The sequence below is a fragment of the Roseovarius sp. MBR-78 genome, from assembly GCF_040547535.1.
Taxonomy (GTDB): Bacteria; Pseudomonadota; Alphaproteobacteria; order Rhodobacterales; family Rhodobacteraceae; genus Roseovarius.
This window is the reverse complement of the sequence record NZ_JBEPPX010000004.1, coordinates 140,440-162,815: the sequence shown is the minus strand read 5'-3', so window position 1 is coordinate 162,815 and position 22,376 is coordinate 140,440. Positions and strand designations below refer to the sequence as shown.

Genomic DNA, 22,376 nt, shown 5'->3' with positions numbered 1-22,376 from the left:
CCCTGCCCGGACAGGCAATATCACCCCCATGATATCCGATATCACCCGCTTTCAGGGTCATTTCGGGTCACGGGTTATTGAATAGCCGCGGGCGCTGGCGCATGTTGTCGCCATGACACGCATCATCCCCACCCTCGCAGCGACCCTCGCGTTCACCCTCTCTGCCGAGGCGGCGGTGGCGGCGTGCCAGGTCGAATACAAGGCCAAACGGGAAAACCCGTTCGAGCTTTTCTATAACGTGACCACGCTCAGCGTGCCCTGTTCGGCGGCAGAGGGGGCGCTTCGGGCGCAACTGGCCCAACAGGGGCTGACGCTGCTCAAGATCATGTCGAAGAAGGAAAAATAACGTGGTTTCACGATCAAGATGAGGCTGGGCGGACAAGGCACCTCCGCCGCCGACATGCGCCGGTCGGGTAACCGCGTCGTCGTGTTCGGCGTGGTGGCCATCGTTGCGATCCTGACGGTCGCAGCGGTGTTCCTGTTTCTGAGCCTGCCCGACGCGAATGCCTTCAACGCGCGGGTCGAGCGTATCTTTGTCGAGAACGACGCGCTGACCGGTCAGGGCGAGATAAAGCTTCTGGAAATCCTCGCCCTGTCGGGCACCGCCTTTTCCGAAACACTTGTCAGTTACCGGATGGTCATATTCGTGCTGCTGGTGTTTTCCACCGCTTTGCTGGTGGCCTCGCTGGTGTTTCTGGTGATGCTGGTGGCGCTCAACCGGCGCATGGCACAGATCGAGCGGACGGGGATACAGGTCTCGTCGCTGCATATCAGCCGCGAGGAACGCACCGTCTATCTCAACGACATGGCGTTCAAGCTGACCGATGCCGCGCTCGAGACGCTGAGCATATTGGCCGAGGCGCGGCTTGACGATGACGTGCTCAGCGGGGCCGAGATCGAGGCGATCATCTCGGGGCGGAAATCTGAGGATTGCGAAGAGGCCGCCGGGGCCACCCGGATAAAGCGGCTGCGCGACGCGCTCGGCAATCAGCTTGTCAGCGAAATGCTGGTCAAGAACATCGCCCGGCGCGGCTATGTCCTTCTGGTGGATAAGTCGGCGATCCGCGTGCAATGACGGGCACAGGCGCGACACGATGAAAACGGAGGATGCCAGCCCGTTGACCAGCACCCTCCGCCACCCCACGTGCTCCCTACGCACCACACGTGTTACTCTTTGGAAGGTCCCGGCCATCCTGGCCCTGACCCTTTGACCCTACAGCAAAAGCGCGGCACCGCCAAACCCGGAGTGCCGCGCATTCGTCTCAAATTGTGGGAATAGCCCCCCTCACGCGGCCTGTCGTGGAGCCTGCACTGCCCTGCCCTCGATCAACGCGCGGTGCAGCGCGGTGATGCCCGCGTCAAGATCGCCGGTGCCCAGCACGAATTGCACATCCACGCCGCGCGGTGTCTGATGCGCGGCGATCACCTCGATCCCCGCCTCTTCCAGCGCGGCAAGGCCCCGGCTCAACACCCTGAGCCCCTTGAGGTCGCGCCCGATGGGCGAGACCAGCGCCAGCGTGCGCGCAGAGACCTGCGCCGCCGGATAGAGCGCCTCCAGGTCATGCGCCACGCGACGCACCACCTTAAGCGAGGCCTGCACATAATGCGTGATCGTGTTGGCGTTCGAGGTCTTGGAGACGATCCAGACATTGTGCCGCTTGAGCGCGTCGAGAATCGCCGCATCATAGCCCTTGACGCCCACCATGTCCTGCTCGAACAGTTCCAGCGCCACCACCTTGAGGCCGGTCACGATCTCGACCGCCGGGGTATCGGTGGGCTGATCGTCGATCAGCGTGCCGGGATCGCCGGGATCAAAGGCGTTGGTCACGCGCAGGGGCACCTCGGCCTGCCGCAGCGTCTTGGCGGCCTTGGGGTGAATCGCCTCCATCCCAAGATTGGAAAGCTGATCGGCCACGTCGTAATTGGTATGCCCCAGCTTGCGCACGGCCTCTTCGCCCACCAGCTTCGGATCGGCCGAAGACAGGTGAAATTCCTTGTGAATGATCGCCTCGCGCGCGCCCGTGTGGGCGGCGATGCGGGCGAAGGTCACCTCGGAATAGCCGCGATCAAACTCGCGCATCAGCCCCTCGCTGCATTGCGCATAGCCGGTGACGATGGGCATTTCCGCGCTCAGGTCCACATCGCTCAATCCCGCCGCGATCCGCTCGGCGAGCGTGTGCTCGGTCTCGTCGCGCCAGCCGCTGAGGTCGATGAACCGCGCATTGACGCCCGCGCGCTGCAGCAACAGCGTGGTGACAAAGGCCGAATGCGCCTCGCCCAGACCCGAGAGCAATTCGCGGATGACCATCATGTGATCGCCCAGTCGGAAATGCCCGTAGGAACACAGCCGTTGCAGATCAAACAGGCACGAGCGCGCGCCCTCAATCCGTTCGCGCACGAATTCGTCGGCCATGTTGCGATCACCGGGATTGTCGAGGATATCGCCATGCGCCGCACGCATCGCGTGGCCCACCTCGGTCAGCGCATCAAGCCAGCCGTGATCGTCGTCATTATTGGCAAAGCGCGCATAAACGCCGGGCTGCCCGGATTTCTTGTGTTCCAGCAACAGGTTGGTGATCCCGCCAAAGGCCGAGACCACGAAAACGCGACCATAGAGAGCCGCCCCCTCGCGCCCCGCGATAAAGAGCGTGTCGAGCAGTTCATTGACACGGCTCATCGACGTGCCGCCGATCTTCTCGACGGTGTGGGTTGGAAATGTCATATCCCTCATGCCGGGGCCTTCGCGCCCCGACCCTCTCAACTTGATTGAAGCGCGTAAGAGCCGTCGGCCTGATGCACCTCTTTGCCGGTCACCGGCGGGTTGAAGCAGCAGGCCATCACAAGCTCTTCGTCGGCGCGCAGGGTGTGGCGATCATGCTTGTCGAGCGCATACATCACGCCCGGCGTGATCTCATACGTCTCACCCGTGGCCAGATCGGTGATCGAGCCTTTGCCCTGCATGCAGTAGACACTCTCGAAGTGGTTCTTATACTCAAAGGTGTGCTCCGATCCCGGCTCCAGAAACGTGATGTGGAACGAAAACCCCATCCCGTCATCTGCAAGCAGCATCCGCACGCTTGACCATTGCGCATCTGACACGACGCGATTGCGTTCTTCCTCGATGATCTTGTTGAAGTCTCTGACGATCATTTTGCGTTACTCCGCTGCTATTTTCTGGGTCTTGGTCACATCCCGCACCGCTTGCGCGAGGATGTCCAGCCCCTTGGCGAATGTGTCCTCGGGCGTGGTGAGCGGGGCAAGCACCTTGACCACCTCATCGCGCGCGCCCGAGGTCTCGATGATGAGGCCCAATTCAAAGGCCCGCGCACAGATCGCACCGGCCAGATCGCCATTGCCCACATCGACCCCCTGCATCATGCCGCGCCCCTTGAGGCGGGCACCGGGGATGGTGTCGGCGATACGGCCAAGCGCCGCGCGCAGCATCTCGGCCTTTTCGGCCACTTCGTTTTGAAAGGTGTCGTCCTTCCAGAACTTCTCCAGCGCCACCCGCGCGGTGACAAAAGCATGGGTATTGCCTCGGAACGTGCCGTTATGCTCGGCCGGCCCCCAGATATCATGCTCGGGCTTGATCAGGAGCGCGGCAAAGGGCAGGCCCATGCCGGAAAAGCTCTTGGCCATCGGGATCAGATCCGGCTCGATCCCCATTTCCTCGAAGCTGAAGAAGGTGCCGGTGCGCCCGCACCCGGCCTGAATGTCATCAACGATCAGCAGCGCGCCGTGATCCTTGGCGATCCGCGCGATGCCCTGCATGAAGGCGGTGGAGGCGGCGTTCAGCCCGCCCTCGCCCTGCACCGGCTCGATGATGAACGCCGCGGGCGCATCGACGCCGCTTGACGGGTTGCCGAGCATTTCCTCGATGATGCGCAGGCTATCCACATCTTCGCCAAAGGCACCCTCGAACGGCATATGCGTAGTGCCACACAGCGACCCGCCGCCCGCGCCCGCGCGCTTGCTGGAATTGCCGGTGCAGGACAGCGCACCCATTGTCATGCCGTGAAACCCGTTGGTAAAGGCGATGATGTTGCGCCGCCCCGTGACCTTGCGCGCCAGCTTCATAGCGGCCTCGACGGCGTTGGTGCCGGTCGGGCCGGTCATCATCACCTTGTAATCCATGCTGCGCGGTTTGAGGATGATATCCTCGAAGGCGCGCAGGAAATCGGCCTTGGCACCGCTGTGCATGTCAAGGCCGTGGGTGATGCCATCGGCGGTGATATGCTCGATCAGCGCGGCCTTCATGTCCGGGTCGTTATGGCCGTAATTCAGCGACGAGCACCCGGCGAGAAAGTCGATATAGGTGCGGCCCGTCGCATCTGTCAGTTCCGAGCCAGTCGCCTTGACGAAAGACGTGGGAAAGCTGCGGCAATAGCTGCGCGCCTCGGATTCGCGGCGGGAATAGATGTCGAGATCGGCTGATTGCTCAGTCGGCATGTCATGTTCCTTCATGTGATTGGGGAGCGGGCGGCGGCCCCGGTCAGGCCGCCTTTTTCATCCGCGCCTTGAGAGAGATCGTCACCATGTATTCGGTGTCGTGAAGCTCGTCGAAATGCTGCGATTTCGAGAAATAGGGCGCGCTTGACAGCTCTGCCTCGCTCACCTCGGTGAACTTGCGAAAGAGCGCCCAGCTTGCGGCATTGTCGCGGGTGATCGTGGTCTGCACGCGCGTCACGCCCTTGCAGCTCTCGCGCGACAACAGCCCGCGCAGCATCAACGTGCCAAGCCCGGTGCCCCGCGCCGTCTGCGAGACCGCGACCTGCCAGACAAACAGCGTCTCGGGGTCGTCGGGCAGGCGGTAGCCCGAAACCCAGCCGACGATCTCGCCATCCATCTCGGCGACGATGCAGGTGTCGCGGAAGTGGTCGCACTGCACGAGGTTGCAATACATGGAATTCTCGTCGAGCGGCTTGCAGGCGCGAACGAGCCTCCAGATATCTGCCCCGTCCTCTGCCACCGGCTTGCGCAGCGATGGCAGTGATTTCCCGAAAATTTCCCTTGCATGGCGCATGGATCATCAGCCCTCTGTTGTTTCGATTGACTAAGTATAATACTTAGCCTATAAAATCAACCTTGTTCCTAAAATTTGTTCTGGAACGGTAAATTTGAGCATAAAATGCAGGCTTACACGATAATTATCATTAGCTTTGTCTATGATATCGAGCGAAAATGGCAAGGGAGGGAAGGATTTGCAATTGAGTGACAGCTTTGCGACCATCGCGTCCATCACCGGGAGGGACCGCATGGATCGCACCGATCAGAGCCTCATCGCGCTACGGCGCATCCTGCGCGCCACGGAAATCTACGGGCGCAAGCTCGCGAATGCCGCCGGTCTGACGGCAGTGCAGTTTCGCGTGCTTCAGATCGTGGCCGAGCGCGGCCAAAGCACCGCGACCGAAATCGCGCGCCGGATGCGCGTTAGCCAGGCGACGGTCACCTCTCTGGTGGACAAGCTGGTGAAACAGGGCATGGTCACGCGCGAGAAATCACAGGCGGATCGGCGGCAGATCAACATCCTGATATCCCAGGCCGGTCACGACACGATCCGCCTTGCGCCCGACGCGCTGCAACAGCGCTATGTGCGCAAGTTCGAGGCGCTGGAGGATTGGGAACAGGCGCAGCTTGTCGCCTCACTGGAACGGGTGGCGGCGATGCTCGATGCAGACGAGATCGACGCCTCGCCAGTGCTTGATACCGGCGATCTGCGCAGCGCGTCCTGAGCCAGACATGAAAACGCCCGCCACGGGGGGCGGGCGCATGGGCAATCGCGGGGCCGGTCAGCCGTAGACGGCCTCCTTGCCGAAATGCTTGGTCAGCATGTAATAGACCACCGCGCGATACTTGTTGCGCTCGGAGCGGCCATAGGTGTCGAGCACCTGATTGATCGCATCCATCAGCGCGGGGCTGTCGGCAAGGCCCAGTTTCTTGATCAGAAAATTGGTCTTGACCGTCTCAAGCTCGTCGGGCTGGCCTGCGGCCACGGTCGCCGCATCGGCATTGTAGATCGCCGGACCACAGCCGATGGTCACCTTGGTGAGCAGCGCCATATCCGGCTCCATCCCGCATTTGTTGCGCAGGTCATCCGCGTAGCGCGCAATCAGATCGTCACGTTTTCCCATCGACTATCTCCCAATCACCCGGCAGTTTCGCCGGTCCCTCGTTTCTGCAAGCCCCGGAAATGGTGCTCGGGCGAGGATAGCGGCAGTTGTTCGACGCACAAAGGGAAAATTGCCCGCCCCCTCCCCGTCCACGAAAAACGCCCGCCAGCCAAGGGCCAGCGGGCGCAAATCCTGTGCAGGCCGCGCCGCTTAGTAGCGGTAATGCTCGGGCTTGAACGGCCCTTCCGGCGACACGCCGATATAGGCGGCCTGATCGGGGCTCATCTGGGTCAGCTTCACGCCGATGCGATCCAGATGCAGGCGCGCGACCTTTTCATCCAGATGCTTGGGCAGGATATAGACCTCGTTGCCGTATTGGTCGCCCTTGGTCCAAAGCTCGATCTGCGCCAGAACCTGATTGGTGAAGGACGCCGACATCACGAAAGACGGGTGGCCGGTGGCGTTGCCAAGGTTCAGCAAGCGCCCCTCGGAGAGCAGGATCAGACGGTGCCCATTGGGCATCTCGATCATGTCGACCTGTTCCTTGATGTTGGTCCATTTGTGGTTTTTCAGGGCAGCGACCTGAATTTCATTGTCGAAATGGCCGATATTGCCGACAATCGCCATGTCCTTCATCTCGCGCATATGCTCGATGCGGATCACGTCCTTGTTGCCGGTGGTGGTGATGAAGATGTCGGCGGTGGATACGACATCCTCCAACAGCACCACTTCAAACCCGTCCATCGCCGCCTGAAGCGCGCAAATCGGGTCAACCTCGGTCACCTTGACGCGCGCACCGGCACCGCGCAGCGACGCAGCAGAGCCTTTGCCGACATCGCCATAGCCCATAACCACGGCCACCTTGCCCGCCATCATCGTGTCGGTGGCGCGGCGGATACCGTCGACCAGCGATTCCTTGCAGCCATATTTGTTGTCGAATTTCGACTTGGTCACGCTGTCATTGACGTTGATCGCCGGGAAGGGCAGTTGGCCCTGCTTGTGCAACTCGTAAAGACGATGCACGCCGGTCGTGGTTTCTTCCGACACGCCCTTGATCTGGTCACGCACGCGTGTGAACCAACCGGGGCTGGCGGCCATGCGCTTGGCGATCTGCGCCTTGATGACCGCCTCTTCCTCGGATTGCGGCACCGGGATGATATCCTCGCCCGCCTCGGCGCGCGCGCCAAGCAGCACGTAAAGCGTGGCATCGCCGCCATCGTCGAGGATCATGTTGGGGCCATCTGCAAACTGGAACGACTTGTCCAAGTAATCCCAATGCTCTTCAAGGCTCTGGCCCTTGATCGCGAACACGGGCGTGCCGCCCTCGGCGATCGCCGCCGCCGCGTGATCCTGCGTGGAAAAGATGTTGCACGACGCCCAGCGCACATCGGCCCCAAGCTCTACCAGCGTCTCGATCAGCACGGCGGTCTGGATGGTCATGTGCAGACTGCCGACGATCCGCGCGCCCTTGAGCGGCTTGGCCTCGCCATATTCGGCGCGCAGCGCCATCAGGCCGGGCATTTCGGTTTCGGCAATATCGAGCTCCTTGCGGCCATAGGCGGCGAGGCTGATATCCTTGACGATGTAATCATTTGCCATTCGGGGGGTGGCTCCTTGCGTGTTAATATCGCGAGGCAGATAGCACTCCCCCCCTTCATGGGCAATGCGCGATCACCCGGCCACGCCTGCGGCGGCGGCGGTGGTGGCCCCGGTCCAGTGCTGACCGGTCGCAACAATGCAACTCACGCCGTTGGGACGGGTGATGAAGACGGTAAAGCTGCCGGTCTCGGACGAGGCCCAGACCTCCAGCAATTGCTGCGGATTCTGAAGCCCGCCACCGGTCGGGCTTTCCTTGTAGGCCCCCTCGAGCCGCTCGACGAGCGCGGCGCGCGGCAGGCAGGTCAGGCCCTGCGCCTGGGCCTGTGCCTGCGTGGCAAAAGGCGGGGCAAGGGCTGCGGCGCCAAAGATGACGGCGGTGGAACAAAGACGCTTGAACATGGTGTTTCTCCTTGGTTTGGGGCGCGCGGGACATGCGCCGGTTTCGTGCCTTGAATCTGGGGGGATGCGCGGCGCTACGCACTAAAATTCAGTGCACAAGCGCGTGTGGCGGGCGTGTGCGCCTCTGGCCTCTGCCCCGGTGCCGGGTTAGGTGCTGTGGCATGACCCGCCTCACCTTTTCCTCGCCCTCCGCGCGGGTGCAGTATCACCTGCTGATGGGCCTCTTCCGGCTCGCCGTGACGCGCGCGCTTTATGGCCGCTTCGCGCGCGGGCTGGCGCGGCTCTTTCCGAAAGGCAATGCGGTCTTTCTCCACGAGAGCGGCGCGCCGCCGTTTCGCATCGCTCTGAGTGACGGCTACTGGACCCGCTTCGCCCTCTACCGCGCGCCCTATGAGCCCGAGGTCGGCGCGGTGTTGCGCGCCGCCGCCGGGGCCACGCCGCTCTTTTGCGATCTGGGCGCGAACAAGGGATACTGGACAACCCGCGCCGCGCCGCTTTTCGAGCGCGTGCTCGCGGTCGAGGCATCGGACGCGACCTTTTCCGCGTTGCAGGGCAATGCGGGCCATCTCGCCAATGCCACCCTGCACCGCGCCGCGATCCACGCGCGCTCGGGCGAGGTGCTCAGCTTCGTCAACACCCATCTCAGCCACGCCTCCGCCCGCCTTATGGGCGACACGCCCGCCGGGACCGGGGACCGCATCGAGACCGTGCCAACGCTCGCGGTTGACGATCTCGTGCCCGAAGGCACCGCCGCCCTCATCAAGCTTGACGTGGAAGGGGCCGAGATTGCCGCCATCGACGGGGCGGCGCGCGCGTTGCGCGATGGCGCGGTGCTGATCTACGAGGATCACGGCAACGATCCCGCCTGCACGGTGAGCGCGCATCTGTTGCAAGACCCGGAGATGGTGGTGTTTGCCATCGAGGGCGGGCTGATCCCGATGGCCGAGGTTTCTGCCATCGCCGCGCGGAAAACCGATCCCTACAAGGGCTACAATTTCCTCGCCGCCCACAGCACCTCGCCGCTTCTGGCCACGCTCAGGGCGCGCTTTGCAAATCCTTCGCCACCGGGCTAATCAAGACCACCGCAAATCCCGGAGGCCCCATGCCCAAACCCCGCGCCTGGCAAAAGATGCTCTCGGGCCGCAGGCTCGACGTGCTCGATCCGACCCCGGTCGATATCGAGATCGAGGATATCGCGCATGGTCTCAGCTTTGTCGCACGATGGAACGGTCAGACACTGGGAGAGTTTCCCTATTCCGTGGCCGAGCACTCGCTGCTGGTGGAGCGGCTCTATTCCCGCCTCAATCCGCGCGCGCCTGCGAAATGGCGGCTGGCCGCACTCTTGCACGACGCGCCGGAATACGTGATCGGCGACATGATTTCACCGGTCAAGGCCGCCATCGGCCCCGCCTATGACGATCTCGACAAGCGGCTTGCAGCGGCGGTGCATCTGCGGTTCGGCCTGCCCGCCGCCTTGCCCGCCCCCGTCAAACGGCAGATCAAGACCGCCGACAAGATCAGCGCCTGGATGGAGGCCACGGAGATTGCCGGGTTCACCCTGGCCGAGGCGAACCGGTTCTTCGGCACCCCCGGCGCCGGCGTGCTGGACGGGCTCACCGTCGCGCTGCGCCCCCCGGTCGAGACCCGCGCCGCCTACCTTGCGCGGCATAACGAATTGCTCGCGGAGATGGGCTAATCTCGGCCCCCCTCACCACAGGTTGCGGGGGGGGTTGAAAATCCAACGCCAGCATTTGCATTGAGCTTGATGGCGACCAAGGCGCACGGGCAGCCATGCGGCCAGGTCAAACAAATGGTGCCCAGGAGAGGACTCGAACCTCCACGGCCTTGCGGCCACTGGCACCTGAAGCCAGCGCGTCTACCATTCCGCCACCTGGGCAGGTGTCGTGAGGCAGGCGTGTAAACGCCGCCCGTTCGTGTGTCAACGCCGATTCCGAGCGATTTGGCGCGGGGGCTTTATCGTCTTGTCGGTCGGGCGTCCCGGCGTTAGGAAAGAAGGGATTATGCACATCCCGGAGGCCCCGATGTCCAAGCTTGTCACCATTTACGGCGGATCAGGTTTTGCAGGTCGTTACATCGCGCGGCGCATGGCGCAGGCCGGATGGCGGGTGCGGGTGGCGGTGCGTCGGCCTAACGAGGCGATGCATGTCAGGCCCTACGGCGTGCCGGGGCAGGTCGAGCCGGTGCTATGCAACATTCGCGATGATGCCAGCGTGCGGGCGGCGATGCTGGGGGCCGATGCGGTGGTCAACTGCGTCGGCACCTTCGATCGCGGCGGGCGCAACAATTTCAATGCCGTGCAGGCGGAGGGCGCGACGCGAATCGCGAAGATCGCCGCCGAGCAAGGCGTGGCGCGGCTTGTGCACCTGTCGGCGATCGGGGCAGATCATGCGTCGGCAAGCGCCTATGCGCGCAGCAAGGCGGCGGGCGAGGCCGGGATCCAGAGCCATTTCCCGCAGGCGGTGATCCTGCGACCGTCGGTGATTTTCGGCGGCGAGGACCAGTTCTTCAACCGGTTCGCGGGCATGACGCGCTTCTCGCCCATTCTGCCGGTCGTGGGCGGCGAGACGCGGTTTCAGCCGGTCTATGTGGATGATGTTGCGCAGGCCGCGGCCAAGGCGGTCATGGGCGCGGTGGAGCCGGGCATCTACGAGCTTGGCGGCCCCGAAGTGGCGACGTTCCGCGAATGGATGCAGGTAATGCTTGGCATCATCCGCAGGCGACGGCTGATTGTCGGCATCCCGTTCGGGGTGGCCTCGGTCATGGCGGCGGGGATGGAACTGGTGCAGACGGTCACGCTTGGCCTTGTGCCGCCGCAGATCACCCGCGACCAGGTGCGCAGCCTGCGGGTGGACAATGTGGTGAGCGCGGATGCGCGGAGCTTTGCCGATCTCGGGATCGACCCGGTTGCACCCGAGGCAGTGCTTTCGGACTACCTGTGGCGCTTCCGGCCCGCAGGCCAATACGAGGCGATCCACGAATCCGCCCGCAATCTCAATGCGTAAGCGCCTCAGCCATAGGCAAATGCGAGCAGCACCACGCCCAGCGCGACCCGGTAGATCACGTAAGGGGTAAAGCTCACCCGGTTGAGAAACTGCATCATGAGGCTGAGCGCGCCCCAGGCGGCTGCGAATGAAAACAGCGCGGCGAAACCGGCGCGTGCCAGCAGGTCGGCCCCCGCCTCGGCCTGCGCCAGATCAATCGCGAGCACGGCACCGGTGGCGAGCGTCGCGGGGATCGACATGAGCATGGACAGCCGCGTGGCGTCGTGCCGTTCCAGGCCCAAGGCGCGTGCCCCGGTGATCGTGATGCCCGAGCGCGAGACGCCGGGGATGAGCGCCACCGCCTGCCATAGCCCAAGGATGATGGCGCGGCGCAGGCTCCAATCGGGGGCGCGCAGGGTTTGCGAGGCGGTGCGGTCGATCCACCACAAGAGGATGCCGAAAACGATCATCGTCCAGCCGATCACGCGAATGTCGCGCATCGCGTCCTGCCAATCCATCAGGACGATCACCCCGCCCGCCATGACGAGCGGTATGGTGGCGACGATGAGATTGCGCGCAAGGCGCGCCTCGGAACTGTGCCGCCTGCCGCGCAAGATATCGGCCAGCCCGCGGCCCGCAGCGGCGGACTCGGTGCGGAAATAGATGATGACGGCAAGAATCGACCCGAGATGAACCGCCACATCGAGGGCGATATCGTCCGTCCCGGCACCGTTGACCTGATGCAGAAGCGCCAGATGCGCCGAGGAGGAAATGGGCAGAAACTCAGTGATGCCTTGAATGATTGCGAGGAGAAAAAGCGAAAACAGCGTCATGAACCAAGTCCTACAAATATTTTCGCTGTCCGTATAAGAGGTTGAGTTTAATAAACAAGGCGATTATTTATTCCGGTTCGGACCTATATTGCCAGAAAATTCATGCAAAATGCTTCCTTTCTGATGACTAAAGCAAAACCAAGTCAGCATATATGACTTTTAATGCTCGCATACCTGCGTTACAACATTGCTGACCGAGTCCGGGAGAGATGAACATGGCGAAGCAACCCATGCTGAAATTCGTGACAGTCGGGCGCGATATGCCCGAGAAGCGGGGGGCGGCGGCGCGCAGGCGGGATTTTGATGAAATCTATGCCGAGTTCGCCGAGGCCAAGGCGCAGGAGCAGGCGGGACGGTGCAGCCAGTGTGGCGTGCCCTATTGCCAGAGCCATTGCCCGCTGCACAACAACATCCCCGACTGGCTGCGCCTCACCGCCGAGGGGCGGGTGAAAGAAGCCTACGAGCTCAGCCAGTTCACCAATACCTTCCCGGAAATTTGCGGGCGCATCTGCCCGCAGGACCGGCTCTGCGAGGGCAATTGCGTGATCGAGCAATCCGGCCACGGCACCGTCACCATCGGCGCGGTTGAGAAATACATCACCGATACCGCCTGGGAGGAAGGCTGGGTCGAGCCGATCAAGCCCGCCTCGGAACGCATTGAATCTGTTGGAATAATCGGGTCTGGGCCCGGCGGGCTTGCAGCGGCGGATGTGCTGCGGCGGGCGGGGGTGCAGGTGACTGTCTATGAACGCTCCGACCGGGCGGGAGGCCTGATGACCTATGGCATTCCCGGCTTCAAGCTCGAGAAGGACGTGGTGATGCGGCGGATCGCGCAGCTTGAGGAAGGCGGCGTCGAATTCGTGCTCAATTGCGACGTGGGCACAAGCATATCCTTTGACGAAATTCGCAGTAAACACAACGCGGTAATGATCGCGACCGGGGTCTATAAGAGCCGTGATCTGGGCGGGCCGGGGGCGGCGGCGCAAGGCATCGTGCGGGCCATCGACTATCTGACGGCGAGCAATCGGGTGGGCTTTGGCGATGCTGTGCCGGAATTTGACAGCGGCGAATTGAATGCCGAAGGCAAGCGAGTGGTTGTGGTTGGCGGCGGTGATACCGCAATGGATTGTGTGCGCACGGCGATCCGGCAGGGGGCCAAGGCCGTCACCTGCCTCTACCGCCGCGACCGCGACAACATGCCCGGAAGCCAGCGCGAGGTGACCAATGCCGAGGAAGAAGGCGTTGTTTTCGAATGGCTTAGCGCGCCTGTGGGGTTCACGGGCGATCCGGTGAACGCGGTGAAGGTGCAGAAGATGCGCCTTGGCGCGCCCGATGCGACGGGCCGCCAAAGCCCCGAGCCGATCGAGGATGCGATCGAGGATGCGCCCGCCGATCTGGTCATCAAGGCGCTGGGGTTCGAGCCGGAAAACCTGCCAACCCTCTGGGATCAAAGGGAATTGGAGGTCACGCGCTGGGGCACGGTCAAGGCCGAGTTCACCACCGGGCGCACCGCGATGCCGGGGGTTTACGCGGTGGGCGACATCGTGCGGGGCGCCTCTCTCGTGGTCTGGGCAATCCGCGACGGGCGCGATGCGGCGGCGGCGATCCTCGAGGATCTGGGCGCAAAGCAGGCCATCGCGGCGGAATGAACCGCAGGGTTTGGGACCGGCGGCGTGACCGGGCGGCAAGGGGCGGTTAACCGAAGCGATACCGCACCGACAAGAACAACATGACTGACCTTTCAGGTGCTGGGCCGGGGTCAAGGAAGGGTAAGGACCGATGACCGAATTCGATCTGAACTGGGCGGCCAAGGAAGCGGCCAAGCGCGACTGGCTGGCCGAGAACGGCATGTATGCCCATGACGAGGAGCATTCCTCTTGCGGCGTCGGCCTTGTCGTCAACATCGACGGCACGCCGTCGCGCAAGGTGGTGCAAGCGGGGATCGACGCGCTCAAGGCGATCTGGCACCGGGGCGCTGTCGATGCCGATGGCAAGACCGGCGATGGGGCGGGCATTCATGTGCAGATCCCGGTGCCGTTCTTCTACGACCAGATCCGCCGCACCGGGCACGAGCCCGATGAAAGCCGCCTGATCGCGGTCGGGCAGGTGTTCCTGCCGCGCACCGATTTCGGCGCACAGGAGCGGTGCCGCACCATCGTGGAAACCGAGGTGCTGCGCATGGGTCACACGATCTATGGCTGGCGGCATGTGCCGGTGGATGTGTCCTGCCTGGGTGAAAAGGCCAACGCGACGCGGCCCGAAATCGAGCAGATCCTGATTTCAGATGCCAAGGGGCTTGATGAAGAGGCATTCGAGCGCGAGCTATACGTGATCCGCCGCCGGATCGAGAAATCCGCGCAGGAAGCGGCGATCACGGGCCTTTATATCGCCAGCCTCTCGTGCCGCAGCATCATCTACAAGGGCATGATGCTGGCCGAGCAGGTGGCGGTCTTTTATCCCGATCTGGTGGACGCACGGTTCAAGAGCGCCTTTGCCATCTATCACCAGCGCTATTCCACCAATACTTTCCCGCAATGGTGGCTGGCGCAGCCGTTCCGGATGCTGGCGCATAATGGCGAGATCAACACGCTCAAGGGCAACCTGAACTGGATGAAGAGCCACGAGATCCGCATGGCCAGTAGCGCCTTTGGCGAGATGGCCGAGGATATCAAGCCGATCGTGGCGCAGGGATCGAGCGATAGTGCCGCGCTTGATGCCGTGTTCGAGGTGCTTGTGCGCGCAGGCCGCAACGCGCCGATGGCCAAGACCATGCTGGTGCCGGAATCCTGGTCGAAACAGGCCGAGGAACTGCCGGTCGCGTGGCGCGATATGTATTCCTATTGCAACTCCGTGATGGAGCCGTGGGACGGGCCTGCGGCGCTTGCGATGACCGATGGCCGCTGGGTCTGTGCCGGGCTTGATCGCAACGGGCTTCGTCCGATGCGCTATGTGGTGACGGGCGACGGGCTGGTGATTGCCGGGTCCGAGGCCGGGATGGTGCCGGTGGACGAAGCCACGATAAAGGAAAAGGGCGCGCTTGGCCCCGGTCAGATGATCGCGGTGGACATGGAAGAGGGGCGGCTGTTCCACGATTCCGAGATCAAGGACAAGCTGGCCAATGCGCAGCCATTCGGCGAGTGGGTTGGCAAGATCAACGAGTTGGACGAGGTGCTGGCGGGCGTGACCGAGGCCCCGCTTTTCAACGGGGCAGACCTGCGTCGCCGTCAGATCGCCGCCGGATACAGCATCGAGGAGATCGAGCAGATCCTTGCGCCGATGGCCGAGGATGGCAAGGAGGCGGTGGCCAGTATGGGCGATGATACGCCCGCCGCCGTCCTGTCGCGGCAATACCGCCCGCTGAGCCATTATTTCCGGCAGAACTTCAGCCAGGTGACCAACCCGGCGATTGACAGTTTGCGTGAATTCCGGGTGATGAGCCTCAAGACGCGGTTCGGCAACCTCAAGAACGTGCTGGATGAATCGAGCGCACAGACCGAGATCATCGCGCTGGAAAGCCCGTTCGTGGCCAATGCGCAATGGGACGAGCTGTTGCGGCAGTTCGGCGGCGACGTGGCCGAGATCGACTGCACCTTTGCCGCAGATACCGGGGCGTTGCAGGCCGGGCTGGAGCGCATTCGCGCCGAGGCCGAGGATGCCGTGCGCTCTGGCATTGGCAATATCGTGCTGAGCGATCATGGGCTAGGCGAGGCGCGTATCGGGATGCCGATGATCCTCGCCACGAGCGCGGTGCACAGTCATCTTACGCGCAAGGGGCTGCGGACCTTCTGTAGCCTCAACGTGCGCGCAGCGGAGTGCATCGACCCGCATTATTTCGCGGTGCTGATCGGCGCGGGGGCGACCACGGTCAACCCCTATCTTGCCGAGGACACGATTGCCGACCGCATTGGCCGGGGCCTTGTAGATGGCAGCCTGACCGAGGCGGTGGCGCGCTATCGCGCGGCGATTGATCTTGGGCTTCTCAAGATCATGTCGAAGATGGGCATTTCGGTGATTTCCTCCTATCGCGGCGGGCTCAATTTCGAGGCGGTGGGGCTGTCGCGCGCCATGTGCGCGGAGTATTTCCCCGGCCTGGTGAGCCGCATCTCGGGGATCGGGGTGAGCGGTATACAGGCCAAGCTTGAAGAGGTGCATGGCCGCGCTTTTGCGGGCGGCGGCAGCGCCATTCTGCCCATCGGCGGCTTTTACAAGGCGCGCAAATCGGGCGAAACCCATGCCTGGGGCGCGCAGGTCATGCATATGATGCAGACGGCGTGCAACACTGCGAGTTTCGAGCTGTGGAAGCGGTATAGCGCGGCGATGCAGGCGAACCCGCCCATCCATCTGCGCGACCTGATGGCGATCAAGCCCAAGGGCGAGGCGGTGCCGCTCGAAGAGGTCGAGAGCGTGACCGCGATCCGCAAGCGGTTTGTCACGCCGGGGATGAGCCTTGGCGCGCTGTCGCCCGAGGCGCACAAGACGCTGAATATCGCGATGAACCGGATCGGCGCACGCTCTGATTCGGGCGAGGGTGGCGAGGATCCGGCGCATTTCACGCCCGACGCCAATGGCGACAACCCGTCCGCGAAGATCAAGCAGGTGGCGAGTGGCCGCTTCGGGGTGACGGCGGAATACCTCAACCATTGCGAGGAGCTGGAGATCAAGGTGGCCCAAGGTGCCAAGCCCGGCGAGGGCGGGCAGTTGCCTGGGATGAAGGTCACCGACCTGATCGCGCGGCTGCGGCATTCGACCAAGGGCGTGACCCTCATCAGCCCGCCGCCGCATCACGATATCTATTCCATCGAGGATCTGGCGCAGCTTATCTATGACCTCAAGCAGATCAACCCCACCGTCAAGGTGACGGTCAAGCTGGTGGCGCAATCGGGCGTCGGCACGATTGCCGCCGGTGTGGCCAAGGCCAAGGCGGATGTGATCCTGATTTCGGGCCATAATGGCGGCACCGGGGCATCACCTGCGACAAGCATAAAATATGCCGGGCTGCCGTGGGAAATGGGCCTCACCGAGGCGCATCAAGTGCTGTCGATGAACAAGCTGCGGGGGCGGGTGACGCTGCGCACCGATGGCGGTTTGCGCACCGGGCGCGATATCGTGATGGCGGCGATGATGGGGGCCGAGGAATTCGGTATCGGCACCGCCGCGCTCATCTCGATGGGCTGCATCATGGTGCGGCAGTGCCAGAGCAACACCTGCCCCGTGGGCGTGTGCACGCAGGACGAGGCATTGCGCGACAAGTTCACCGGCACGGCCGAGAAGGTGGTGAACCTCATCACCTTCTACGCGCAGGAGGTGCGCGAGATCCTCGCGAGCATCGGCGCGCGTAGCCTTGATGAGGTGATCGGGCGGGCGGACCTGCTCACGCAGGTCAGCCGGGGCTCGGCGCATCTCGACGATCTCGATCTCAACCCGATGCTGATTACCGTCGATGGCGCGAGCCATATCCGCTATGACCGCACCCGCCCGCGCAACGAGGTGCCCGACACGCTCGACGCCGAAATCGTGCGCGACGCGGCGCGGTTTCTGGAGGATGGCGAGAAGATGCAGCTTCACTATACGGTGCAGAACACGCACCGGACCGTGGGCACGCGGGTCAGCAGCCACATCGTGCGCCGTTTCGGGATGCGCAACAGCCTGCAACCCGATCACCTGACCGTCAAGCTCAAGGGCAGCGCGGGGCAAAGCCTTGGCGCGTTTGCGGCCCCCGGTCTCAAGATCGAGATCGCGGGCGATGCCAATGATTACGTCGGCAAGGGCCTCTCGGGGGCGACCATCGTGGTGCGCCCGCCGATGGCAAGCCCGCTTGTGGCGCATGACAATACCATCATTGGCAACACGGTGCTTTACGGGGCGACCGATGGCTATCTCTTTGCCGCCGGGCGCGCGGGCGAGCGGTTTGCCGTGCGCAACTCGGGCGCCAAGGTGGTGGTCGAGGGCTGTGGCAGCAATGGCTGCGAATACATGACCGGCGGGGTAGCGGTGATCCTGGGCGGGATCGGGGCCAATTTCGGCGCGGGCATGACCGGCGGCATGGCCTATATCTACGATCCCGAGGGCCGCGCGCCCGCGCTGGTCAACGGCGAGACGCTGGTGGCCTGCCCGGTGGCCGAGCCGCATTGGCAGGCCGAGCTGAAAGGGCTGATCGAGCGCCACGCCGCCGAGACCGGATCGCAGCGGGCGCGCGATATCCTGCAATACTGGGACCGCGAATTGCCGCATTTCGTGCAGCTTTGCCCGCGCGAGATGCTCGACAAGATCGCGCATCCGCTGGGCGCGGAGCCGGAGGCGATCCCGGCGGAGTGACGCGACGGGGGGGCGCGCGGCCCCCCTCAACCCGCCGAGAGCGCCGCCCCCAGCCGCACGCTGGGGCGCGACTGACCGTCACGCCCCAGCGTGCGGCACAGGATCAACACCGGGATCAGCCCGAACGCCACCAGCACCAGCGACGGCACCGCCGCCTCGGCAAGCCGCTCGTCCGAGGCGAGCCGGTGCGCCTGCACCGCCAATGTCTGGAAGTTGAACGGGTGCAGGATCAGCGTCGCGGGCAATTCCTTCATCACGTCCACGAACACGATGAGCAGCGCCGTCAGCACCGAGCTGCGCGCCACCGGCAGATGCACCCGTCTGAGCAGCCCCGGCCCCGGCTGACCCAGCGAGCGCCCGATCGCGTCGAGATTATGCGGCACCGTCGCCATGCCGCTGTCATAGGCGTTGAGGGCGGCGGCCATGAAGCGCACCACATAGGCCGTGACCATCAGCCAGATCGACCCGGTGATGAAGAGCCCGGTGCGAATGCCGAAATACTCGCGCATGACCGAATCCAGCGCGTTGTCGAACGCCGCCATCGGCACCATCAGCCCCACCGCGATCACGCCGCCGGGCACCGCATAGCCAAGCCCCGCGCCCACCACCAGCGCGCGCGACGCCCGCCCCGGCCGCGTGCGGGCGCGAAAGCCGACAAGGATCGCGCAGAGCACCGTCAGCACCGAGGCGACCGAGGCCAGCACCAGCGAGTTGGACATGAAGCCAAGATAGCGCGGCGACAGCATATCTTGCCCCGATCCCGCAGCCATCACCCCCAGCATCACCACCGGCACCACGAACCCGAGCAGCACCGGCAGCGCGCAGAACACCACCGCCGCCACCGCCGCAGCGCCGCGTAGTGCCGGGCGCTCCATCGTCTCGAAGCGGCCGCCGCGCCCGGCGGTCTGCGCGCGGCCCCGGCTTGCGCGTTCTATCCCCGCGAGAAGCAGCGCAAAGGCCAGCAGGCACAGCGCAAGCTGCGCCGCCGCCGCGCGATCCCCGAGCGAGAACCACGCCTGATAGATGCCGGTGGCAAAGGTCTGCACGTTGAAGAACGCCACCGTGCCGAAATCGGCGATGGTCTCCATGATCGCCAGCAGAACGCCGCCCGCGATGGCGGGCCGCGCCATCGGCAGCGCCACCCGCCGGAACGCGTAGGCGGGCGAACGCCCCAGCGTGCGCGCCACCAGGAAGGCATTGGCCGATTGCTGCCGGAACGAGGCGCGCGCCAGCAGGTAGACGTAAGGATAAAGCACGATGGTCAGCATCAGCGCCGCGCCGCCAAGGCTGCGGACCTCGGGAAACCAATACTCGCGCGGGCCCCAGCCCATTACCGCCCGCAGCGCGGTTTGCACCGGGCCGGGATGGTCGAGCATATGGGTATAGGCATAGGCCATCACATAGGCCGGAAAGGCCAGCGGCAGCGCCAGCGTCACCTCGAGCAGGCGCACGCCGGGAAAGCGGTAAACCGTCACCAGCCACGCCGTCCCCGCCCCGATCACCGCTGTGCCCAATGCCACGATCACCACCAGCTTGAGCGTGTTGGCGGTATAGCGCGGCAGCACCGACCACAGCACATTGCGCCAGGTCTCCAGATCGCCGGTCAACGCCGCCAGCGCCGCCGCCACGATGGGCGCGAGGCACAGGGCCACCACGATCCAGGCCAGGCGGTGCAGAAAGGTCTCGCTCATCGCGGGGGATGGCTCCGGGCTTATCCGACGAAATCAATCAGTATTCCGCCCGGCGGGAAGGGTCAAGCGGGCCGCGCGCCGCTTAGCCGTTCACCGGCAGGGCGGTGGTGGAAAATACCGTGCGCAGGGCAAAGCTCGATTGCATCTTGGCCACGCCGGGCAGGCGCGCGAGGTGCTGGCGGTGGATGCGCGCGAAATCCTCGGTATCCTCGGCCACGACCTTGAGCACGTAATCCGCCGCCCCCGCCGTCAGGTGACATTCGAGCACATCGGGCACCCGCGCCACCGCCTTCTCGAAGGCGTCGAGCACGTCATCGGCCTGCGTGGTCAGCGTGATCTCGACAAAGATCACCGCAGGAACGCGCAGCTTGCGCGCGTCGAGCAGGGCGACATAGCCGGTGATATAGCCGTCGGTTTCCAGCCGCTGCACCCGCCGGTGACAGGCCGAAGCCGACAGGTTCACCGCCTCGGCCAGATCGGCATTGGAAATGCGGCCGCGTTTCTGAAGCACGCGCAACAGCCGTCGGTCTGTGTCGTCCAGCGCCATTGCCGCAAGACCCTCCCCCGAAACCACGCAATCTTCGAAGTATATTCACAAGAATGCCGGTCAGGCGAGCAGAATTTCAACCCTCTTGCGGCGCATCCGGGCCAGACTATGGCGATAATCCAAGGAGGAGACCCAAATGAAAATCGGCTGCCCCACTGAAATCAAGCCACAGGAATTCCGCGTCGGCCTGACGCCCAATGCCGCACAGGAGGCCGTGGGCCACGGCCACGAGGTGATCGTGCAATCGGGTGCGGGGCTTGGCGCGGGCTTTGACGATGCCGCCTATGAGGCGGCGGGCGCGCGCATCATCGCCACGGCAGAGGAGGTGTTCGCCGAGGCCGACATGATCGTGAAGGTCAAGGAGCCGCAGGCCGCCGAGCGCGCGATGCTGCGCGAGGGGCAGTTGCTGTTCACCTATCTTCACCTCGCCCCCGACGAGGCGCAAACCCGCGACCTTCTGGCCTCGGGCTGCACGGCGATTGCCTATGAGACCGTGACCGACCGCGCGGGCGGCCTGCCGCTTCTGGCACCGATGTCCGAGGTTGCCGGGCGGCTGGCACCGCAGGTGGGGGCCTGGACGCTGCAAAAGGCCAATGGCGGGCGCGGCGTGCTGATGGGCGGCGTGCCGGGCGTCGGGCCTGCGAAGGTGATCGTGATCGGTGGCGGCGTGGTCGGCACGCACGCGGCCAAGATCGCCGCCGGGATGGGTGCCGATGTAACGGTGCTCGACCGTTCCCTGCCGCGCCTGCGCTATCTTGACGATGTATTCGGCGGCACGTTCAAGACCGGCTATTCCTCTGCCGGGCTGGTCGAGGAGCTTTTGCCGCAGGCCGACATGGTGATCGGCGCGGTGCTCATTCCCGGTGCGGCGGCCCCCAAGCTGGTGCGCCGCGATCAATTCGGCATGATGAAGCCGGGCGCGGTGCTGGTGGATGTGGCCATCGACCAGGGCGGCTGTTTCGAGACCTCGAAGGCGACCACCCATGCCGATCCGATCTACGAGGTGGACGGGATCATGCATTACTGCGTGGCCAACATGCCCGGTGCCGTGGCCCGCACCTCGACGCTCGCGTTGGGCAATGCCACCATGCCGTTCATGCTGGCGCTGGCCGACAAGGGCTGGAAGCGCGCCTGCGCCGACGATCCGCATCTGCTTGCAGGTCTTAACGTCCATGCCGGTCAGCTTACCTATGCCGCCGTGGGCGAGGCGCTGGGGATCGAGACCGTCGATCCCAAATCGCTGCTTTGATCTAACACCCCCCGGCCCTTGCGCGGGCCGGGGGGCGCTCTGCCCTTCGGGGCAAAGCAGGCGTTACTTGGGCAGGATAACCCCGTCGATGACGTGAATCACGCCGTTGCTGGCCTCGATATCGGCCTGCACCACGTTGGCACCGTTCACCGTCACGCCGCCGGTCGTGCCGATGGTGACCTCGCCGCCCTGCACGGTCTTGGCGTTCATCCCATCCGACAGATCGCCCGACATCACCTTGCCCGGCACCACGTGATAGGTAAGGATCGAAACAAGCTGATCCTTGTTCTCGGGCTTGAGGAGGTTTTCAACCGTGCCCTCGGGCAGGGCGGCAAAGGCCTCGTTGGTGGGTGCGAAAACCGTGAAGGGTCCATCGCCCTTGAGCGTCTCGACAAGGTCTGCGGCGGTGACGGCAGCGACGAGGGTCGAGAACGTATCGTTGCCAGCGGCGATATCGACGATATCCTTCTTGTAGCCGTGCCCGTCGGCAAAAACGGGGCCCGCCATCAATGTGGCGGCGGCGAGGGTAAGACAGGTTCTGCGAAGCATGTCGGTTTCTCCCTTTCTAAAGAGTATGGCGACGCCGCGTTTGCGGCACCGATGCAAGGACTACGGAGGATCTGGCGGATCG

Annotated in this window: 20 protein-coding genes and 1 tRNA gene; 9 read left to right on the top strand and 12 right to left on the bottom strand. The window is 64.0% G+C overall.

The window, feature by feature from the left end; genetic code table 11:
• Window positions 1–112 precede the first annotated feature (112 nt).
• Window positions 113–346 (top strand): hypothetical protein, encoded by a 234-nt coding sequence (locus ABIE58_RS04850; RefSeq protein ID WP_354543563.1) that lies wholly within the window; start codon window positions 113–115, stop codon window positions 344–346.
• A gap of 18 nt (window positions 347–364) precedes the next feature.
• On the top strand, window positions 365–1,075 hold the full coding sequence (locus tag ABIE58_RS04845; protein WP_354543562.1) for a winged helix-turn-helix domain-containing protein: 711 nt from the start codon (window positions 365–367) through the stop codon (window positions 1,073–1,075).
• Window positions 1,076–1,285: 210 nt separating this feature from the next.
• Here ABIE58_RS04845 and ABIE58_RS04840 read toward each other — a convergent pair whose 3' ends face one another.
• From ABIE58_RS04840 to ectA, 4 genes are read right to left on the bottom strand one after another with little or no spacing between them, the layout of a single operon-like run.
• Window positions 1,286–2,722, bottom strand: a complete 1,437-nt coding sequence (locus ABIE58_RS04840) for an aspartate kinase (protein WP_354543616.1) — start codon at window positions 2,720–2,722, stop codon at window positions 1,286–1,288.
• A gap of 35 nt (window positions 2,723–2,757) precedes the next feature.
• Window positions 2,758–3,150, bottom strand: a complete 393-nt coding sequence (locus tag ABIE58_RS04835) for an ectoine synthase (RefSeq protein WP_354543561.1) — start codon at window positions 3,148–3,150, stop codon at window positions 2,758–2,760.
• A 6-nt stretch (window positions 3,151–3,156) separates the two neighbouring features.
• Window positions 3,157–4,449, bottom strand: coding sequence for a diaminobutyrate--2-oxoglutarate transaminase (ectB, locus tag ABIE58_RS04830; RefSeq protein WP_354543560.1), 1,293 nt, complete (start codon window positions 4,447–4,449; stop codon window positions 3,157–3,159).
• A 43-nt stretch (window positions 4,450–4,492) separates the two neighbouring features.
• Window positions 4,493–5,023: a diaminobutyrate acetyltransferase gene (gene ectA / locus ABIE58_RS04825; RefSeq protein WP_354543559.1), complete on the bottom strand. Its 531-nt coding sequence runs from the start codon at window positions 5,021–5,023 to the stop codon at window positions 4,493–4,495.
• Window positions 5,024–5,255: 232 nt separating this feature from the next.
• On the opposite strand from ectA, the gene ABIE58_RS04820 reads away from it, so the two are divergent.
• On the top strand, window positions 5,256–5,732 hold the full coding sequence (locus ABIE58_RS04820; RefSeq protein ID WP_354543615.1) for a MarR family winged helix-turn-helix transcriptional regulator: 477 nt from the start codon (window positions 5,256–5,258) through the stop codon (window positions 5,730–5,732).
• A 57-nt stretch (window positions 5,733–5,789) separates the two neighbouring features.
• On the opposite strand, the gene ABIE58_RS04815 is transcribed toward ABIE58_RS04820, so the two are convergent.
• From ABIE58_RS04815 to ABIE58_RS04805, 3 genes are all read right to left on the bottom strand, one after another.
• Window positions 5,790–6,131: a DUF2853 family protein gene (locus ABIE58_RS04815; RefSeq protein ID WP_354543558.1), complete on the bottom strand. Its 342-nt coding sequence runs from the start codon at window positions 6,129–6,131 to the stop codon at window positions 5,790–5,792.
• Between the two features lie 189 nt (window positions 6,132–6,320).
• Entirely contained in the window at window positions 6,321–7,709 is a 1,389-nt protein-coding gene (gene ahcY / locus ABIE58_RS04810; protein WP_354543557.1) for an adenosylhomocysteinase, read from the bottom strand.
• Between the two features lie 72 nt (window positions 7,710–7,781).
• The gene (locus ABIE58_RS04805; RefSeq protein WP_354543556.1) at window positions 7,782–8,108 is read right to left on the bottom strand and encodes a hypothetical protein; all 327 of its coding nucleotides are present in this window, start codon (window positions 8,106–8,108) and stop codon (window positions 7,782–7,784) included.
• 161 nt (window positions 8,109–8,269) lie between these two features.
• Between ABIE58_RS04805 and ABIE58_RS04800 the strand changes: the two genes are divergently transcribed.
• On the top strand, window positions 8,270–9,181 hold the full coding sequence (locus tag ABIE58_RS04800) for an FkbM family methyltransferase (RefSeq protein ID WP_354543555.1): 912 nt from the start codon (window positions 8,270–8,272) through the stop codon (window positions 9,179–9,181).
• A gap of 29 nt (window positions 9,182–9,210) precedes the next feature.
• Complete coding sequence (locus ABIE58_RS04795; protein ID WP_354543554.1) at window positions 9,211–9,804, top strand: HD domain-containing protein; 594 nt, start codon at window positions 9,211–9,213, stop codon at window positions 9,802–9,804.
• Between the two features lie 115 nt (window positions 9,805–9,919).
• On the opposite strand, the gene ABIE58_RS04790 is transcribed toward ABIE58_RS04795, so the two are convergent.
• Window positions 9,920–10,005 (bottom strand) — tRNA-Leu (locus ABIE58_RS04790).
• 145 nt (window positions 10,006–10,150) lie between these two features.
• On the opposite strand from ABIE58_RS04790, the gene ABIE58_RS04785 reads away from it, so the two are divergent.
• The gene (locus tag ABIE58_RS04785; RefSeq protein ID WP_354543553.1) at window positions 10,151–11,131 is read left to right on the top strand and encodes a complex I NDUFA9 subunit family protein; all 981 of its coding nucleotides are present in this window, start codon (window positions 10,151–10,153) and stop codon (window positions 11,129–11,131) included.
• Window positions 11,132–11,136: 5 nt separating this feature from the next.
• Here ABIE58_RS04785 and ABIE58_RS04780 read toward each other — a convergent pair whose 3' ends face one another.
• Window positions 11,137–11,943, bottom strand: coding sequence for an undecaprenyl-diphosphate phosphatase (locus ABIE58_RS04780; RefSeq protein ID WP_354543552.1), 807 nt, complete (start codon window positions 11,941–11,943; stop codon window positions 11,137–11,139).
• 215 nt (window positions 11,944–12,158) lie between these two features.
• Here ABIE58_RS04780 and ABIE58_RS04775 point away from each other — a divergent pair, with 215 nt between their 5' ends.
• Both ABIE58_RS04775 and gltB read left to right on the top strand, forming a co-directional pair.
• Complete coding sequence (locus ABIE58_RS04775) at window positions 12,159–13,592, top strand: NAD(P)-dependent oxidoreductase (protein WP_354543551.1); 1,434 nt, start codon at window positions 12,159–12,161, stop codon at window positions 13,590–13,592.
• Window positions 13,593–13,722: 130 nt separating this feature from the next.
• The gene (gltB, locus tag ABIE58_RS04770) at window positions 13,723–18,258 is read left to right on the top strand and encodes a glutamate synthase large subunit (RefSeq protein WP_354543550.1); all 4,536 of its coding nucleotides are present in this window, start codon (window positions 13,723–13,725) and stop codon (window positions 18,256–18,258) included.
• Window positions 18,259–18,284: 26 nt separating this feature from the next.
• On the opposite strand, the gene ABIE58_RS04765 is transcribed toward gltB, so the two are convergent.
• Window positions 18,285–19,949: an ABC transporter permease gene (locus ABIE58_RS04765; RefSeq protein ID WP_354543549.1), complete on the bottom strand. Its 1,665-nt coding sequence runs from the start codon at window positions 19,947–19,949 to the stop codon at window positions 18,285–18,287.
• Between the two features lie 82 nt (window positions 19,950–20,031).
• On the bottom strand, window positions 20,032–20,496 hold the full coding sequence (locus ABIE58_RS04760) for an Lrp/AsnC family transcriptional regulator (RefSeq protein WP_354543548.1): 465 nt from the start codon (window positions 20,494–20,496) through the stop codon (window positions 20,032–20,034).
• 136 nt (window positions 20,497–20,632) lie between these two features.
• On the opposite strand from ABIE58_RS04760, the gene ald reads away from it, so the two are divergent.
• Complete coding sequence (gene ald, locus ABIE58_RS04755) at window positions 20,633–21,745, top strand: alanine dehydrogenase (RefSeq protein ID WP_354543547.1); 1,113 nt, start codon at window positions 20,633–20,635, stop codon at window positions 21,743–21,745.
• Between the two features lie 63 nt (window positions 21,746–21,808).
• Here the strand turns inward: ald and ABIE58_RS04750 are convergent, their stop codons facing one another.
• Window positions 21,809–22,294 carry a fasciclin domain-containing protein gene (locus tag ABIE58_RS04750; RefSeq protein WP_354543546.1) on the bottom strand — a complete coding sequence of 162 codons (486 nt, stop codon included), beginning with the start codon at window positions 22,292–22,294 and terminating at the stop codon, window positions 21,809–21,811.
• Between the last annotated feature and the right edge of the window lie 82 nt (window positions 22,295–22,376).